This window comes from Streptomyces sp. SM1 (genome assembly GCF_002910825.1).
Lineage (GTDB): Bacteria > Actinomycetota > Actinomycetes > Streptomycetales > Streptomycetaceae > Streptomyces > Streptomyces okerensis.
In genome coordinates, this window is sequence record NZ_NEUB01001000.1 from 1 (window position 1) to 14,374 (window position 14,374).

General features: G+C 70.6%; 15 protein-coding genes and 2 pseudogenes. 1 reads left to right on the forward strand and 16 read right to left on the reverse strand.

Annotation, left to right across the window (positions count from 1 at the left end; translation table 11 throughout):
• The 15 genes and pseudogenes from B9S61_RS35490 to B9S61_RS41290 form a co-directional block, all read right to left on the reverse strand.
• A pseudogene (locus tag B9S61_RS35490) lies at nucleotides 1-230 on the reverse strand (lanthionine synthetase); the annotation flags it as partial.
• 11 nt (nucleotides 231-241) lie between these two features.
• A complete protein-coding gene (locus tag B9S61_RS35495) occupies nucleotides 242-2,281 on the reverse strand; it encodes a lantibiotic dehydratase family protein (RefSeq protein ID WP_258040029.1) in 2,040 nt (679 codons plus the stop codon).
• Nucleotides 2,282-2,368: 87 nt separating this feature from the next.
• Entirely contained in the window at nucleotides 2,369-2,557 is a 189-nt protein-coding gene (locus B9S61_RS35500) for an FxLD family lanthipeptide (protein WP_030862011.1), read from the reverse strand.
• 130 nt (nucleotides 2,558-2,687) lie between these two features.
• A complete protein-coding gene (locus B9S61_RS35505) occupies nucleotides 2,688-3,155 on the reverse strand; it encodes a DUF6082 family protein (RefSeq protein ID WP_103545849.1) in 468 nt (155 codons plus the stop codon).
• Between the two features lie 73 nt (nucleotides 3,156-3,228).
• Nucleotides 3,229-3,804, reverse strand: coding sequence for a DUF6624 domain-containing protein (locus B9S61_RS35510; RefSeq protein WP_103545850.1), 576 nt, complete (start codon nucleotides 3,802-3,804; stop codon nucleotides 3,229-3,231).
• Nucleotides 3,801-4,451 (reverse strand): hypothetical protein, encoded by a 651-nt coding sequence (locus B9S61_RS35515; RefSeq protein WP_103545851.1) that lies wholly within the window; start codon nucleotides 4,449-4,451, stop codon nucleotides 3,801-3,803. Before B9S61_RS35515 ends, B9S61_RS35510 begins: the two co-directional genes overlap by 4 nt.
• Nucleotides 4,448-4,927 carry a LuxR C-terminal-related transcriptional regulator gene (locus B9S61_RS35520; protein ID WP_258040031.1) on the reverse strand — a complete coding sequence of 160 codons (480 nt, stop codon included), beginning with the start codon at nucleotides 4,925-4,927 and terminating at the stop codon, nucleotides 4,448-4,450. The genes B9S61_RS35515 and B9S61_RS35520 overlap by 4 nt, the downstream gene beginning before the upstream one ends.
• 137 nt (nucleotides 4,928-5,064) lie before the next feature.
• The gene (locus B9S61_RS35525; RefSeq protein WP_103545853.1) at nucleotides 5,065-6,318 is read right to left on the reverse strand and encodes an acyl-CoA dehydrogenase family protein; all 1,254 of its coding nucleotides are present in this window, start codon (nucleotides 6,316-6,318) and stop codon (nucleotides 5,065-5,067) included.
• Nucleotides 6,319-6,400: 82 nt separating this feature from the next.
• Nucleotides 6,401-7,039 (reverse strand): GAF domain-containing protein, encoded by a 639-nt coding sequence (locus B9S61_RS35530; protein WP_103545854.1) that lies wholly within the window; start codon nucleotides 7,037-7,039, stop codon nucleotides 6,401-6,403.
• Nucleotides 7,039-7,626, reverse strand: coding sequence for an ATP/GTP-binding protein (locus tag B9S61_RS35535; protein WP_181007683.1), 588 nt, complete (start codon nucleotides 7,624-7,626; stop codon nucleotides 7,039-7,041). The genes B9S61_RS35530 and B9S61_RS35535 overlap by 1 nt, the downstream gene beginning before the upstream one ends.
• A 52-nt stretch (nucleotides 7,627-7,678) precedes the next feature.
• Nucleotides 7,679-8,086: a DUF742 domain-containing protein gene (locus B9S61_RS35540; RefSeq protein WP_103545855.1), complete on the reverse strand. Its 408-nt coding sequence runs from the start codon at nucleotides 8,084-8,086 to the stop codon at nucleotides 7,679-7,681.
• Entirely contained in the window at nucleotides 8,083-8,598 is a 516-nt protein-coding gene (locus B9S61_RS35545) for a roadblock/LC7 domain-containing protein (RefSeq protein WP_103545856.1), read from the reverse strand. Before B9S61_RS35545 ends, B9S61_RS35540 begins: the two co-directional genes overlap by 4 nt.
• Before the next feature lie 68 nt (nucleotides 8,599-8,666).
• On the reverse strand, nucleotides 8,667-10,187 hold the full coding sequence (locus tag B9S61_RS35550) for an ATP-binding protein (protein WP_103545857.1): 1,521 nt from the start codon (nucleotides 10,185-10,187) through the stop codon (nucleotides 8,667-8,669).
• Between the two features lie 28 nt (nucleotides 10,188-10,215).
• Nucleotides 10,216-12,117 carry a glycoside hydrolase family 15 protein gene (locus B9S61_RS35555; protein WP_103545858.1) on the reverse strand — a complete coding sequence of 634 codons (1,902 nt, stop codon included), beginning with the start codon at nucleotides 12,115-12,117 and terminating at the stop codon, nucleotides 10,216-10,218.
• Between the two features lie 228 nt (nucleotides 12,118-12,345).
• On the reverse strand, nucleotides 12,346-12,843 hold the full coding sequence (locus B9S61_RS41290; protein WP_258040032.1) for a DUF6415 family natural product biosynthesis protein: 498 nt from the start codon (nucleotides 12,841-12,843) through the stop codon (nucleotides 12,346-12,348).
• Nucleotides 12,844-13,032: 189 nt separating this feature from the next.
• Here B9S61_RS41290 and B9S61_RS41295 point away from each other — a divergent pair.
• Nucleotides 13,033-13,581: pseudogene (locus B9S61_RS41295) on the forward strand (Tat pathway signal protein); the annotation flags it as partial.
• Nucleotides 13,582-13,600: 19 nt separating this feature from the next.
• Here the strand turns inward: B9S61_RS41295 and B9S61_RS35575 are convergent.
• Nucleotides 13,601-14,374: transposase (locus B9S61_RS35575; protein ID WP_181007492.1), on the reverse strand; the 774-nt coding region annotated here is incomplete at its 5' end.

Consider the following 14,374-nt stretch of genomic DNA (forward strand, 5'->3'; position numbering starts at 1 on the left):
CGGGCGTCCACGACGCGGTCGACGGCCGCGCGGACGTTGTCGTCGGCTCCGTGGGCGCGGGCCAGGACGAACTCCAGGGCGGGTGCGCCGTGGAAGAGGCTGGCGTTGCTGCCGGTGCTGACCCCGCCGGCGGTGGCCTGGGTGAGGTGGCGACGGGCGGTGGACAGGTCGCGGCGCTCGATGTCGAGCAGGGCCAGGGCGCCCTCGGACAGGTCCTGCGTGCGAGGCACGATCGTCGCGGTCATGAGCGCCTGGCCAGGGGGACGACGATGCTGTGGGCCCGGCCGCCGATCCACCCGTCGGCGTCTGGCGGGGGCGCGTCCTGCAGGGTAGCGATGCCGAAGGGGCTGGCGTCCAGGTGCGCGCGCAGAAGGTCCAGGTCGATGTCGCGGGCGAGGTCGAGGGGCAACTGCTGGTCGTCCTCGGCGAGCAGGACCCGCTCCGGCACCCGGAACCGGGCACGCCAGGCGTGGAGTTGGTCCGCCCACTGCTGGAGGGGCGCGGTGCGGTCGGGCAGCGTGCGGCTGCGGATCTTCCAGCGGGCGGCGGTGAGGATGGTGCGCCGGTAGGTGAGGGCCGGGGTGAAGGGCAGCGTCCAGGCGGCGCCCCAGTCGAACCAGGTCACCTGCGGGGAGGCGGCCCGGCTGAATTCGCCGAGGAAGCGGGCCATCGGCGGGGTGTAGTTGTTCCACAGGAAGTTGATGGCGGTGGGGGCCAGCAGCTCCAGCGGCTTGCCCGTCGCGGACTCCACCAGCTGGGGGCGGCCGTCGGCGACGGTGACCGCAAGATCGCGGGGGAAGAGGACGTGCGGGGCGGGGCGGCGAAATTCGCCGATGCTCACGATCCGGCGCAGGGCCTGGGGCGCGCGGGTGAGCAGATCGGCCGCCACCCGCCCGGCATGGAAGGAGAGCTGCACGAGTTCCGCCTCCGGATCGACGGTGGGCAGGTTCGCGTACGCCGTCTCGGTGCCGGGGAACAGGTGCCAGAACCGGCCGGTCATCGATCCGGCCGAGCGGGAGACGGTCAACACGCGCAGCCGGAAGTCGCCCCGGTCCAGGGCCGGAACAGAGGGCGCATGGACCTGCGCGGCCAGTTCGAGGTGGGGCGCCAGGTCGTGAGGTTTGGCGCCGGCCGCTGCTTCCAATTCCTCGATCATCGCCCCGGTCACCGCGACGGTGCGGCTGCCTTCGGCGGCGGCGGTGCCGGCCAGCTCCAGCAGCAGGCGGTCACGCCGGGACATCGGCCGAGGCGGTTCGCTCGCCGTCACGAATCCTGCAGGAAAGCCCACGCCCCGGTCGGGATCCGTGGCCACGTCCACCGGTACCGCGATGTTTTCGCCGTAGCGCTCGGAGAACTGCTCGATCCACCGCCGCCAGGTCGGCGTCCCGGTCGGATGGGTGACCAGGCGGGCCAGAACGGTCGCCGCAGTCTCCACTTCGGTCAGCACCTGCGCGGGCAGCCGCACGTCGGCGTCCAGCCGCAGGTCGCACGCTGCCTGCCGGTCGGCTGCCTGAGCGCGCGCCGCGGGCGGTAAGACGTCGGTGGGGTCGGCGACGGTGGCGGACGCGCGCAGCGAGGAGCGCAACAACCGCACCCGCAGCAGTTCACCGAGCAGCTGGTCGCGCGCGGTGCCGCTCACGGCGGGGAACTCCGCGGCCAGCTTGTCGGACAACTGGCGGCATCCGATCGGCGATCGCGCCAGGTCGAGTACGAGACGCAGCGCGGAGCCCAGGGCGAGGCGGAACTCGGCGTCGCCCTCGGACGGCACGTGGATGTGCTGATCGCGCTGATAGATCAGGGTGTTGACGCAGACCTCGGCGTCGGCCATGCGCGCCGCGTCGCTCTCCCAGGCGCTGAGCACCTCATCGAGCCCGACCGGATCGGGGCGGACCACGGCCTGGTGCTCGTCACCGATGCGGACAGACGTGGTCTGGTCGAAGCCGAGCGGGGCGACGCCGGCGAACAGGCCGTAAGGCGTGGAGCGGCGTGCGTAGCGGATCGCGTAGCGGGCGGTGGCCAGCGCCGCCCGGCGCATCCGGCGCACCTTCGGTGTGCGGCCATCGATGATGGCCTGCACCTGGGCCGCCAGGTCAGGGCTCGCCTGCGACACGGTCCGACGGAAGTCAGTGTCGGACCACACCGTGCTCAGCCACGCGCGCCACTCGTTCACGGGCGCTATGGCCATCGGCCAGGGCGGCATGGCGGGCTCGGTCGTGTGCACCGCGGCGCGCAGCATGGCCTGCCCCGCTCCCTCGTACAGGCTGGGCCGATGCCGTGTCATCCGAGCTCTCCTCATCTTCTGCGTGGCGGGCGGGGCGGGCCGGCCGGGGAGAGCCCCGTCCGGCCCGCGTTGCCGGGATCTCCCGGCTTACGAGGTGGTGCAGGCGCTGGGGCAGGAGCTGCCGCAGGTGTCGCCCGTGCTGCACATCAGGACCGTCTCGGTCGCCGGCGTGCCCTCGATGAAGGTGATGTCGAGTCCGAACGGGTCGGCCTCGGTGGTGGTTGCCAGGTCCGACTGCACGGGGGCGGTCGGCCTCTCCGTCTGCACGGCGGTCATGCTTGCCTCCTAGTGGCGATGGGTGGTGCGGGATCCCGGGACCCGGTCGGGGCCCGGAGCTTGGTGCCAGACGGTGGCGGGCGAAGACACCGCCTGGGCCAGGACGTCTGGGAGTCGGTGTCTGGTGCCGTCAGGCTGCTGCGGGCCGTGCCTGCGGGTGGTTCTTCGCGGCCTTGTCCAGCACCCGGGTGAAATGCTCGGCGCGCTCGTCGCCCTCGGCTTCCTGCGCGCGGAGGTCGCCGAACCGGCGCCAGTATCGTCGGCAGACGTCGCTTTCCATGAGCTGCGCGGCGTACCACGGCAGGTGCCCGGAACGAACGAAGCCGAGGCGGTCGCGCAGGCTGAGCATGCAGATGAGCTGGTTGGTCTTCAACAGCTGCATGTACTCCTCGACATCCATGCCCTCGGGCGTCCAGAGCTTGGTGAGATCGGGGGTGGTGGACATCTGGGCCAGCCAGTCGAGCTGGTTCCGGGCGAGGACCGCCTCGTTGCGCTCGGTCTGGTGGCGTGCGTCCTGCTTGAGCCGGGCGGCTCCGACCACGGCGGTGGTGAAGGCGACGGCGGTGCCTGCAGCGAGGACGGCCGTGGTGAGCTTCATAGGGAACGGTCCTTTCTAAATGTGGAGTTGTGGACGAGCGTCCGGCTGGTGAGGTTTTCGGGGTTCCGCTTCTTCATGCGGCTCTTGCAAGCACGACGGCCGGGGCTTCTTCGGCATGACGATCCGAGGTGTACCGGCGACGGACCGATTCCAGGGCGACAGCGATGGGCGGCAACCCGACGTCGGCCCTTCGCTCGTCCACTGATTCAGGCGCGCGCAGTGGGCACAGTTCGATGCCGTCGGCTCGAAGGAGGAGCTGGGTTCCGTACTCCTGCTGGTGCCTGTTGTTGATCAAAGCGCGGTCGTGCAGGTGCGCCCAGTGCTGGATGAGTGCATCGCCAGACTTGACCGCACGCTCCAAGAGGATGGCCGCGGCGCGTTGGAAGTCGGGTTCGTCGTCGCTGTGAAGAGCGATGCTCCAGGCGGCGCGGGCAGCAGCAGGTCCGACGAGGCGGTGGCCGGGCCACTCGTGTTCGCCCAGGATGCGGCGCAGCACCTTGGTGTTGGCGTGGTCGGCGTGCCGGCCTTGGCCGAGTTGGACGGCGTTGAGCTGATTGCGCAGTCGGCGGGCCCGGTGCGCGGCCGACGCCTGGGCGCGGGCGATCAGCTCGCGAGCAAGGTCGGGTCGCTGTGGCGCGGCGGTCGTCACGCGCTGCCCCGATCGTCTGGGGTTGCCTTCGGCTCGTAGACCCGGCAGCCGATCAGTGCATGGAGTCCGGACCGGTGCTCGGCAGCCAGTTCCAGGCGGGCGACTCGGTCACCCTCCCGTCCAGTGCCGGAGCCCCGCACGTCCCAGCCCATGTCGGTGAGCCGACGCAGCAGGGCGGCGGTGGGCTCGGCTTCGAGTCCGTGACGGGCCAGGGTCTCGGCCCGTACGAGGGGGAGGTCGAGTCGGACGGCGAAGTCGGATGCCCACAGGGTGATCAGCCGGGTGATGTCATCGGGCTGGTCGGGCAGGGTGTGGACGCAGCCCAGGTGGAGGCAGGGGCCCTCGCCCCAGCTGAGGTTGGGGCCGCGCTCGGGGATCATGCAGGCCAGTAGTTTCGCGTCCTCGAACAGGCCGGCTGGCTTCGTCTGCGGGTTGCGGAAGAGTGCTGGGATGTCGACTTGGGCGGGTACCGGAAGACCGCGCAGGGTGAGCCAGCGCTGCCGGTCCTGCACGAGGGCGGCGGCTTCCTCGCGTTCGGCGTCCGTGCGTAACGTGCGGACCTCGTATGCGGCGACCAGGGGTACCGGGGCGAACGACGCCGTAGCCGGTCGTTCCCCGCGGGCCAGGGGAGTCGGGGGCCGGTTCACTGGTTCGCTCCGCTCCGCGTCGCGTGGGCCTGCTCGACTGTCAGCAGGTTCCAGCCATGGGCCAGGATTACCAGGTGGGTGGTGTCCTGTGCGCCCGTGTCGGTGAGGAGCTGGTCGAGTGCGGCGCGCAGGTCGGCCGGGGCGAGCTTGGCGGCGACGGCGATGTCGCGGGCGTCGCTGTGCTCGGCGACGGCTCGGAGCAGCAGCAGCTCGCCCGGGCTGAGCATCGGTGCCGGCCTGTCGGCCGTGGGCGGGGCCACCTGCTGGGCGGCGAACAGGCGGTGCACGATCACCGGGGGCTTGCAGCGGGGAGGGCAGTGGAGGCTCTCGCGGATGTCGCGGATGTACTGGCGGATGGTCACAGGTGACAGGGCGGTCTGCGTGGCGATCTCTTGGGCCGTGAGGCCGGTTGCGAGGTGCTGGGCGACGCGCTGCAGGGTCGGCGTCAGGGGTGTGATCGGTGCGCTGGTCGTCACGGGCGGGGTCACGGTGTCTCTCTCGGCTGGGTGGGTGGTCACTGGGAGGGGTGCCGCCGGTCCCCGCGGGGGACGGGGGCCGACGGCACGGGCCCGGGCGCGGCGGTTGGGATTCACGGGGTGCCGCGCACGGGGGCTCATGCGGCCGTGGGGTCTGGTCGTGCCCAGGCGGCTTCGGCAGCGAGGTGTTCAGACCACTGGATGTGGTCCTCGTCGAAGGCGGCGTCGGCCAGGCGTATGCGCTGGACTTCGCCGGTTCCGGCCGGTGGGTAGGTGTGCTGGATGTCGCGCCACAGGCGTTGGAGGACGTAGTCGCGGTCGAGGGCGTGGGCGCCGTGCAGTTCCATGGCGTCCTGGGCAGACTGCACGGCCCACTGGTGGCCGAGATATTTCGAGTTGATCAGGTCGGCGTCGCAGGGTAGCCCCTGGTCGAGCAGGTGCACGGCCTGGTAGGCGAGTATCCGGCCGGCGCGCAGGCGGGCCTCCATGCCACCGACACGGTCTCGCAGTACGGCCAGGCCGGACAGGGTGCCCCGGTAGCGGGGACGGGCCTTGAGATGGGCGGTGGTGGTGGCAACGACCGCCTCATGGATGCCGAGGCTGACGGCGGCCAGATTGGGTCGGCCGTACAGGATGCTGCTGCTCTGGGCCACGGCCAGCCCTTGGCCGACCTCGCCGACCACGTTGTCCGCGGGGACGCGGACGTGGTCCAGGTCGAGACGGCCGGCGGAGAAGCCATGCAGACCGAGGCCGGGGCGGTGGTCGGATACCGAGAGCCCGCGGCGGCCTGATTCGACCATGAACGCAGTCAGCGCCTGGGAGGTGCTCACGTCTGTCCCGGCGGTGCGGGCAACGACGAGGTGGCCATCCGCGAGGTGGCTGTTGCCGATATGGATCTTGCTGCCGGTGATCACCCACTCGCTGCCCACGTGTTCGGCGACGGTTTCGATGCCGCCGATGTGTCCGCCGGCTTGCGGTTCGGTCACCGCGATCGACAACAGCAGCGAACCGTCCGCGACACGGGGCAGCCAGCGGCCCTTCTGCTCGTAGGTGGCGAAGTGCAGCAGGGCGCCGACAGGGATCAAGGTGGCCTGCAGGATGGTCGCGGCAGCCGCCGAGACCCGCGCGATGCGGTGGACCAGGATCGTCTTGGCCACGTGCCCGGCGCCCAGCCCGCCAAAAGCGGATGGGACGGTGACGGCGAACCACCGCCGTGCGGCCATCAGGTCGGCGACCTTGCGCTCCACCCTGCCCGGTGCGGCCTCCATGCGCGCGGCACGCGGCGCGACGTGCTCGGCCGCGAAGGCGTCTGCCTCGTCCCACAGCAGTTCGTGGCGGGCGGTGAGGTAGGGACGCAGCGCCGGTGGCGGTGTGGTGGACGTGGCGGACATGATCTCCCTCTCCCTGGGTGAAGGTCGCGCTGCGGAGCGGCCGGGGATCGTCTACGGCTCCCGGGTGGGGGTGTGCAACGGCCTAACGGACGGGCGTGCGGGCGATGTGGTCCATCAACTGGTTGCCGGCGTTGATCACGATGTCCCGCAGACGCCGGGCCTCGCTCAGGGGCCGCTTCTCGGGGTCGATGACGCACACCGTGCCCAGCACGGTGCCGCTGTCGTGGATCAGTGGGGCGCCGAAGTATGAGCGGATCCCGACCGCGTCGACCACCGCGTTGCCGCTGAAGCGCGGGGACGCGTGCACGTCGTGCAGCGGAAGAGCCTTCTTACGGGCCATGACCTCGGGGCACCAGCCGTGGTCGCGGCTCATGGTGCGGCCGACGATGACGTACCCGCTGTCCGCGGGCGGCTGGTGCAGTCCGACGAAGGTCTGCTCCTCCAGGAACAGGTTGACGAACCCGTACAGGAACCCAGCCTGCTCAGCCATGTCGCGGGCCAGGTCGTCGAAGTCCTCGCTCGGCACGGTGGGAACGTCCAGCCGTGCGAGCAGCTCGTAGCGCTGCGCCAGCTCCGCTTGTTGGGTCGGCTGGTTGGTGAGGGCGGCGCCTGGCGGGGTGAACGGTGCGCGGGTGGCGTCCCGCATGTCGCGTCGCGGCAAGGACCGTGCGGGCGGGGTGGCCTGCGGCGTGCGGTGGGGGTCGGTGGGGTGCTGTGACATTAGGCGTCCTGGAGGGTGGTAGAAGGGGCGTGACGAGCGCGGCTGGTGGTGGCGTTGTTCACGGCGTGGTCGACGAGGGTCAGCAGAACGCCGGCGACGTGATTCGGGTCGCGGGCGTCGCAGGTGACCACGGGTACGGAGGCGGGCAGTTCGAGGGCGGTGCGGACCTGCTCGGGGTGGTAGCGGTGCGCGCCGTCGAACTGGTTGACGGCGACGACGAAGGGCAGGCCGATGTCTTCGAAGAAGCTGATGGGGGTGAAGCTGCTCTTCAGACGGCGGGTGTCGACCAGGACGACCGCGCCGACGGCGCCGCGGGAGAGGTCGTACCAGAGGTCGACGAACCGGTCCTGGCCGGGCGTGCCGAACAGGAACAGCTCCAGGGGCGTCGGCGCGTCGGGCAGGCTCAGGCGGCCGAAGTCGAAGGCGACCGTGGTGGTCTGCTTCGCCTCGATGCCCGCCAGGCTGTCCACGTCCGTGCTCGCCTCGGTCAGGTACTCCTCCGTGCTCAGCGGCGTGATCTCACTGACGGCGCTCACGGCGGTGGTCTTGCCCGCGCCGAAGCCCCCGGCGATGACGATCTTCAGCACCGTCGGAGCACCGGCCCGCGGGAGCGGTGAACTACGCAGCACCGCGGCCGGGTCATCCGGCCTGGGGATAGGCGACGGCATCAGGCCACTTCCTCTTCAAGCCCGCTGAAAGGGCTGCCAGCAGTTGGGTAGACGGACCGGATCCCGCACCGGTATCGGCATAGGACTGGGTCAGGGGGACGACCAGGGCGTCGGCGTCCAGGAGGTCGGAGACGAGCACCTTGACGGCGGTGACGGGCCGGCCGAGGCGGCCCGCCAGCTCGACCACCGACCGTCGGCGCTCCCGGCACAGGGCGAGGATCTCCTCGCACTCCTCGGCCTGCGCCGGGCCGGGCCTTCCCAGCCCGGCCTCCAGCACGGTTTCCAGACCGAGCAGGTGCCGCGGCTTGGTGCGCCCGCGCGTCAGGGTGTAGGTCCGCACGAACGCCGACTCCTCGGCCGCGCGACCGTGCGTGGTCACCGGACCTCTCCGCCCGTGCCGACACGGACGGGGATCAGCATGTACGGGGCGAACTTCTGGACCAGGCGACCCATCTCGAACCCGACGGTGCCCGCATCGGCGTCCCTGGTGGCGATGACGGCGAGGATCGTGTCCACCTCACCGCGGTCGTTGCCGGGGTGGTTGTCGAAGGCCGCGCTGCGCCCGGCGCTCTGGACGAAGAACAGGCAGTCGTCTCGCTCGATGATGACCTGCCGGGCCGGCCTCTTCTTCCTGCTGGGGCCGGTGATGTTCGCCGCGAGGGAGGCCACCCCGCTGAAGGCGGCCGACAGTTCGTCTGCCCAGTCCTTGTCGACGTCGCTGTCCAGCAGCCGCAGTCCGTCGCGCGAGATCAGGACGGCGTGCGTGACGCCCGGCGTCTCGGAGGCGAACTGACGCAGCAGCCAGACCATGCTGTCCCGCTGTCCGCTTGTGGTCGTCGCGGATGCGGGCGTGCCGCCGGTCACGTTGCTCATCGCGGGGTGGGTGCTCATAGGGATCGCTCCAGAAGGGGGAAGGGCCAGCGATGTACCTGGCCACCGGGAACGCGGAAGGACGAGGGTCAGGGTTTGGGGTGCTCTGTCGAGACGGTGGGGGAACCGGCGGTCCCGCCGGCCTGGAGGCCGTTGCGGAAGGCGGCTGCGAGCCCTGGCGTCGCCGCGGCCACGGGGGCTTGCTCCCGCTCGTGTGGTGGACGGAAAGATCCCGTCCGGCGTGTGCGCGTGGGAAGAGCGGGCGCGTCGGCAGAGTCGCCAGCCGATGCGGCTTCCGGCGTCCCTGTGATGCCGGGGCGTGCGACCTGACCCGCCCCCGGGGTGGCAGGAGTCGCGGCAACCTGCTGCGGCTGCCGCCCGGAGGGCCGGACTTCCTCGGGCGGCAGCGCGCCCGCGTCGTCTACCGGTGGAATCGCTACCAGAAGCCGTGCCGGTATGACGACCAGGGCAGTGGTGCCCCCCGTCACGTTCTCCTGCAGGAGGACGGACAACCCGTGTGACCGGGCGATCAGCGCGGCGACCAGCAAGCCGAGTTGTCCGGCCCGGACTTGACCGCTGACGTCGACCTCGTCCGGGGCCTTGAGTAGATGGTTCATCTGCGCCCGCGTCTGCGGATGCATGGGGATGGCCCGGTCCTCGACCTCGATGGCCAGCCCGTTCGCCACCCGCTGCGCCCGCACCATCACCTTCGTCGCCGGATCGGAGCACTCGCAGGCGTTCTCGATCAGCTCGGCCAGCAGGTGCGTCAGGTCCGGACCCACATGGCCGGGCAGACCCAGCTCTGCGCCCACGGACCCGGCCGCGACAGCCACCCGCGGATACTGCACGACCTCGGAGACGGCACCGCGCAGCGCCGTCGTGACAGGAACGGGCCGGCGCACGCTGCGCAGGGACTGCCCGCCCAGCACCGCCGTGCTCTCCACCTGGCGGCGCATCCGCGTCACGAGGTGATCAATCTCGAAGATTGCGGCCAGCAGCTCCGGGTCGTCGGTCAGCATCTCCAGCCGACTCAGTGCCTGGAGTGCCTTGCTGACCAGGGCGTGCTCCCGCATGGCCAGGCGGCGCAGTACCTCCAGGAGGACTACGGACTGGGACTGGTCGTGCACGCGGATCAGCGACGCGATGGCCTGCGCCTGGAGGACACTCAGCGCGTCGTCGATCTCGGCGTTCGCAGTGGGCGACTGCGGCGTCTGCGGGTCCGGCAACGGTGGGCGCTTTCCACGGCACAGCTCGTCCGCCGACCATTGCACCGATTTCTCGACGGCTGCCGCTGCCCCTGCGACCGCTTTCAGCGCCGCAGTCTGGGACTCCTCCACGGCCGACTGCACGGCTCTGGCGACGGTGCGCGCTCCGCGTGCCGCCACCGTGACGACGCCCGCCAGTCCGCAGATGAGGCCGGCCAGGACCCAGCCGGGGCCTACTGCGGACACCGATCGGAGAGCGAAGGCGGCGACCAGCACCGCGGCCAGGAACACCAGGGGCAGTGCCACGGCGCGCCGGGCGAGGTGCAGCGTGTTCGCGTCGACCGGGGGCCGCCGTCTGCGGTGGCCGGTAGCGGCTGGCCGTGCCGGGAAGGCGCTGTCAGACATCGGAATCCTCGTCAAGGGGTGGGGATGGTTAAGCGTGCTGCGGCGTCAGGTCTGCGGCGCTCTGGCGCGTGCTGCGGGAGGTCGAGCGGGGCGCCGGAACCGCCACCGCGCCGTGCTGGCGGGAGGGCCCCGTCGTCAGGTGCTGAAGGAGCAGGACGCTCTGGATCAGGCCCATGTGGCTGAATGCCTGCGGGAAGTTCCCGAGCTGGCGCTGCCGGACGGGGTCGTACTCCTCCGCCAGGAGCCCGAGGTCGCTGCGCAACACCAGGAGGCGCTCGAACAAGGCACGGGCTTCATCGAGGCGGCCGGTCAGGGCCAGGCCATCGACGAGCCAGAAGGAGCACAGGACGAAGGTGCCCTCATTGCCCTTCAAACCGTCCACCCCAGTGCGCTTGCCGCGGGTCCGATACCGATGCACGAGCCCGTCGTCCGTGGAGAGTTCACGATGTACGGCGTCCACGGTGCCGATGACGCGTGGGTCGTCGGGCGGCAGGAAGCCGGTGCGGGGGATGAGTAGCGTGGCGGCGTCCAGTCCCTTCGAGCCGTAGGACTGGGTGAAGGTGTTGCGCACCGGGTCGAAACCTTTGTCACAGACCTCCCGGTGGATCGTCGCCCGCAGTTCGACCAGGGGGGCCAGGTCCATGTCGAGCGCGCCGGCTTCGGTCAGGCGGATGGTGCGGTCGACCGCCACCCAGGCCATCACCTTGGAATGGACGAAGTGCTGGCGGGCCCCGCGGATCTCCCAGATTCCCTCGTCGGGCTCCTGCCAGCGCTGCGCCAGGTGCTCGACGAGCCGCTGGTGTAGGACCGCGGTGTCGGCGCAGTGGGCGACACCGCTCTGATGCGCGAGATACAGGGTGTCGATCACCTCGCCGTACACGTCCAGCTGCAGCTGATCCGCCGCGCCGTTTCCGACCCGGACCGGGGCCGAGCCCTCGTACCCGGGAAGCCAGGGAAGCTCCCGTTCCCGCAGATCACGCTCCCCGGTGATCCCGTACATAATCTGCAGGTTCTCCGGGTCGCCAGCCACCGCACGCAACAGCCAGCGCCGCCATGCCTGCGCCTCTTGCCGATATCCGGTCCCCAACAGCGCGGCCAGGGTCGTGGCGGCGTCGCGTAGCCACGTGTAGCGGTAGTCCCAGTTCCGTCTGCCTCCGATCTCCTCCGGCAGCGACGTGGTCGGCGCCGCGACGATCCCGCCGCTCGGCCCGTACGTCATCGCCTTCAGCGTGATCAAGGACCGGACCACAGCCTCACGGTAGGGCCCGCTGTAGGTGCACTCCTGTGTCCAGTCCTGCCAGAAGGCGAGCGTCTCGGCGAGCGCGGCCTCCGGATCAAGAACGTCGGGCGCGGCGGCGTGGGACGGGCACCAGCTGAGCACGAACGCCACGCTCTGCCCGGCCCCGATGACGAAGGTGCCGACGACCACGCTGTCCTTCTCCACCTGCGGAACGCAAGTGTCAAGCCACAGAGCGTCCGCGCCGGCCTCCGCGACCATGCGCCCACCGACCTCGTGGATCCACGGGCTGACGCTGCCGTACCCCAGCCGAGGACGCATGGCCGAGACCATCTCCACCTCGCCGCTCAGGCCCTCGACGATTCGGATCACCTGCGGGGTGCCGTCGCGCGGCGGCATGAAGTCCAGGACGCGGACCGAACCCGCCGGGGTGCGCCACACCGATTCGAGGACGAGCGAGTCACCGCGGTACTGGCGCTCAGCGACCTTCTCTGAACCGCTCCGGCCTGCGGACGAGGCCGGAGCGATCTGCCAGGAGCCGTGCTCCTGCGTACCCAGGAGCCCGGCGAAGACAGCTGGCGAGTCGAAGCGGGGCAGGCACAGCCAGTCGATCGAACCGTCATCGCAGACGTGGGCGCTGGTCTGCGTGTCGCCGATCAGGCCGTACTGCTCGATGCGCGGAAGCCGTTTCATCGTGTGGATCTCCGTGAGTCCCGCAGGTCCGGGGTCGTATCGGGGCCGTCGCAGCGGCTGGGAACGGTGGGCGGAAGGCAGGCCGGTGTTCGCCGGGGAGAGGAGGAGCGTTACCGGGCGGCGGCAGGTGCTCGGCGGCTCGTGCAGGGTCGGCCGCCCGCTCGCCGCGAAGCATCAGCCAGACCATCGGCCCGAGAACCAGAGCGATGACGACGGCACCGGTCACCGTCATGTCCGCGGCACCGAAGCAGCGAAGACCAGGCAGGTCAGGGCGAGGGCGAAGACGGCACCGCGCAGCACGTTGACCGTCGGCCTCGGCCAACGCTGCCTGCCCTCCCCGCTGATCGGCCCGGGACCGCCGCGTTCCACGTAAGCCGTCAGTTCCTGGGTGGCCTCGGCGAGTCTGACCAGGTGCACCCGGCTCGACACATAGCCCTCGGGGATGCTGCCGGAGCAAAGCTGCTGCGCACGCAGCAAGGCGGGAACATCCGGAGCGGTCCGTGCGCCCAACTGGGCAATGTGACCGCGCAGAAGGCGAACGAGGTCCTCCACGTCGGCAGCGCTCTCGGGTAGTGGTGAATCCTCGCCCAGTACCAGCGTCACCGTCTCCGACGCGGCCACCACGTGATCGCGCTCCGGCGCCGGCGCCTCGGTGACGGGTGCTTGCCGCCCGCGCACGCTCGCGAGCTGGTTGCCGTCTCGGCGAGGGTCCAGCGAAAGGCGCATGACACAACTCCTGTTCGGATCAGGCCAAAGTGAGCCGAGATCGCCCGTCGGAGGCGTCAGTCGGCGTGCGATGTGAGTGATCTGGCCGCTACGTTGAGCGAACCGCGAATCCCGTTCGAGGGGTATGCCTTCGCGGACGGGAAGGCCGCCAAAGGCGCCAAAGATCATTTCGGAACCGAGGGGCAGTCCATGGCCCGTGAACGCAACGTCGCCCTTGCCGCACTCCTGCGCGAAGCAGGCTGGTCCCAGCCGCAAGCAGCCGCTGCCGTCGCCAGGGTGGCCGCGGAGTGCGGAGTGCGTGAGCTGGAGGCGATCTCTCGCTCGCACGTCTCCATGTGGGTGCTCGGCACGAAGCCGAGTGGCGGAGCGCCGCATATCCTGCGCGAGACGCTGTCCCGCAGACTCGGCCGCCGGCTCTCCCTGGCCGACCTGGGGCTGGAAGAAGAGCCGACAGGCACGACCGACACCGGATCCGACTGGAGCGTCGACTCTCTGACCGCACTGGCCGAGCTGGGAAGCGACGATCTCGACATGCACCGACGCAAGCTGCTGGCCACCGCCGCCTACTCCGCAGCCGGTCTCGCCCTGCCCACCACCTCGTGGTGGGCAGCCGCCCCCGCCGCAGCGGCGAGCCGCCGACCGGCCTCCTCGCGCTCGGTGACCCAAGCCGACATCGATGACGTCCGCGACCTCACTGTCTACTACTCCGCACGCGACCAGCAGCGAGGCGGCGCAACCGACTCTGTTGCTGAATTCGTCAGCCGGCGAGTTGGTGGCTGAGGCGTTCGAGTCGGCTGGTGCGAGGCTTGCGTAGTGGGTCGGTGGCCCACCAGGCGTCGAGGCGGACGATGTTGAGGGCGGTGGCGGAGTAGATGTGTTGGAGGGTGACTTTCGGCAGGCCGCGGTAGCGGGCCCGGCGGATGCCGGTGACGTCGAGAGCCTGGTTGACGGTGCCCTCGATGCCGGCGCGGAGTGCGTACTTGGTTCTCCAGGAGTCGGTGTCCTGTTCGGCTCTGGCCGCAGTGGTGCGTTCGTGGAGTTCACGGGGGCGCAGGGTGAGCATGCGGGCGCCGCGGGCGGAGCTGGTGCACTTGGTCCGGGATGGGCAGGGGCGGCAGTCGGCGCGGGCGAAGTCGATCACGATGGCGTCGCGGCCGTGCTGGGTGACCGGATACCAGCCGGCGCTGGTGGCGCCCTGGGGGCAGCGGACCTGACGGGCTTTCCAGTCGATACGGAAGGCGCTCTTGGCGAAGCCTTCGGCGGCCTTGGCCTGGGGCGAGTGGTCGGCCAGGAGCGGGGTGACCATGCTGATGCCCCGGCCCGCCGCTTGCACGACCAAGTCGGCGGAGGGATATCCGGAGTCGAGGTAGTGCTCGCCCGGTGAGACCTGACGCTCGGCCAGGTTCTGCTGGATGGGCGCGGTGGCCTTGACGTCGGGAATCGTCGCCAGGGTGGTGTGCACATCGGTGATCAGCCGCAGCACGCTCGTACCGGCTTCGGCTTCGGCTTCGGCTTCGGCTTCGGCTTCGGC

Excerpts from the sequence above, each read along its gene's own strand:
- B9S61_RS35495 (WP_258040029.1), bottom strand. The coding sequence starts at position 2,281 with ATGACACGGCATCGGCCCAGCCTGTACGAGGGAGCGGGGCAGGCCATG.
- B9S61_RS35500 (WP_030862011.1), bottom strand. The coding sequence starts at position 2,557 with ATGACCGCCGTGCAGACGGAGAGGCCGACCGCCCCCGTGCAGTCGGAC.
- B9S61_RS35505 (WP_103545849.1), bottom strand. The coding sequence starts at position 3,155 with ATGAAGCTCACCACGGCCGTCCTCGCTGCAGGCACCGCCGTCGCCTTC.
- B9S61_RS35525 (WP_103545853.1), bottom strand. The coding sequence starts at position 6,318 with ATGTCCGCCACGTCCACCACACCGCCACCGGCGCTGCGTCCCTACCTC.
- B9S61_RS35530 (WP_103545854.1), bottom strand. The coding sequence starts at position 7,039 with ATGTCACAGCACCCCACCGACCCCCACCGCACGCCGCAGGCCACCCCG.
- B9S61_RS35545 (WP_103545856.1), bottom strand. The coding sequence starts at position 8,598 with ATGAGCACCCACCCCGCGATGAGCAACGTGACCGGCGGCACGCCCGCA.
- B9S61_RS35550 (WP_103545857.1), bottom strand. The coding sequence starts at position 10,187 with ATGTCTGACAGCGCCTTCCCGGCACGGCCAGCCGCTACCGGCCACCGC.
- B9S61_RS35555 (WP_103545858.1), bottom strand. The coding sequence starts at position 12,117 with ATGAAACGGCTTCCGCGCATCGAGCAGTACGGCCTGATCGGCGACACG.
- B9S61_RS41290 (WP_258040032.1), bottom strand. The coding sequence starts at position 12,843 with ATGCGCCTTTCGCTGGACCCTCGCCGAGACGGCAACCAGCTCGCGAGC.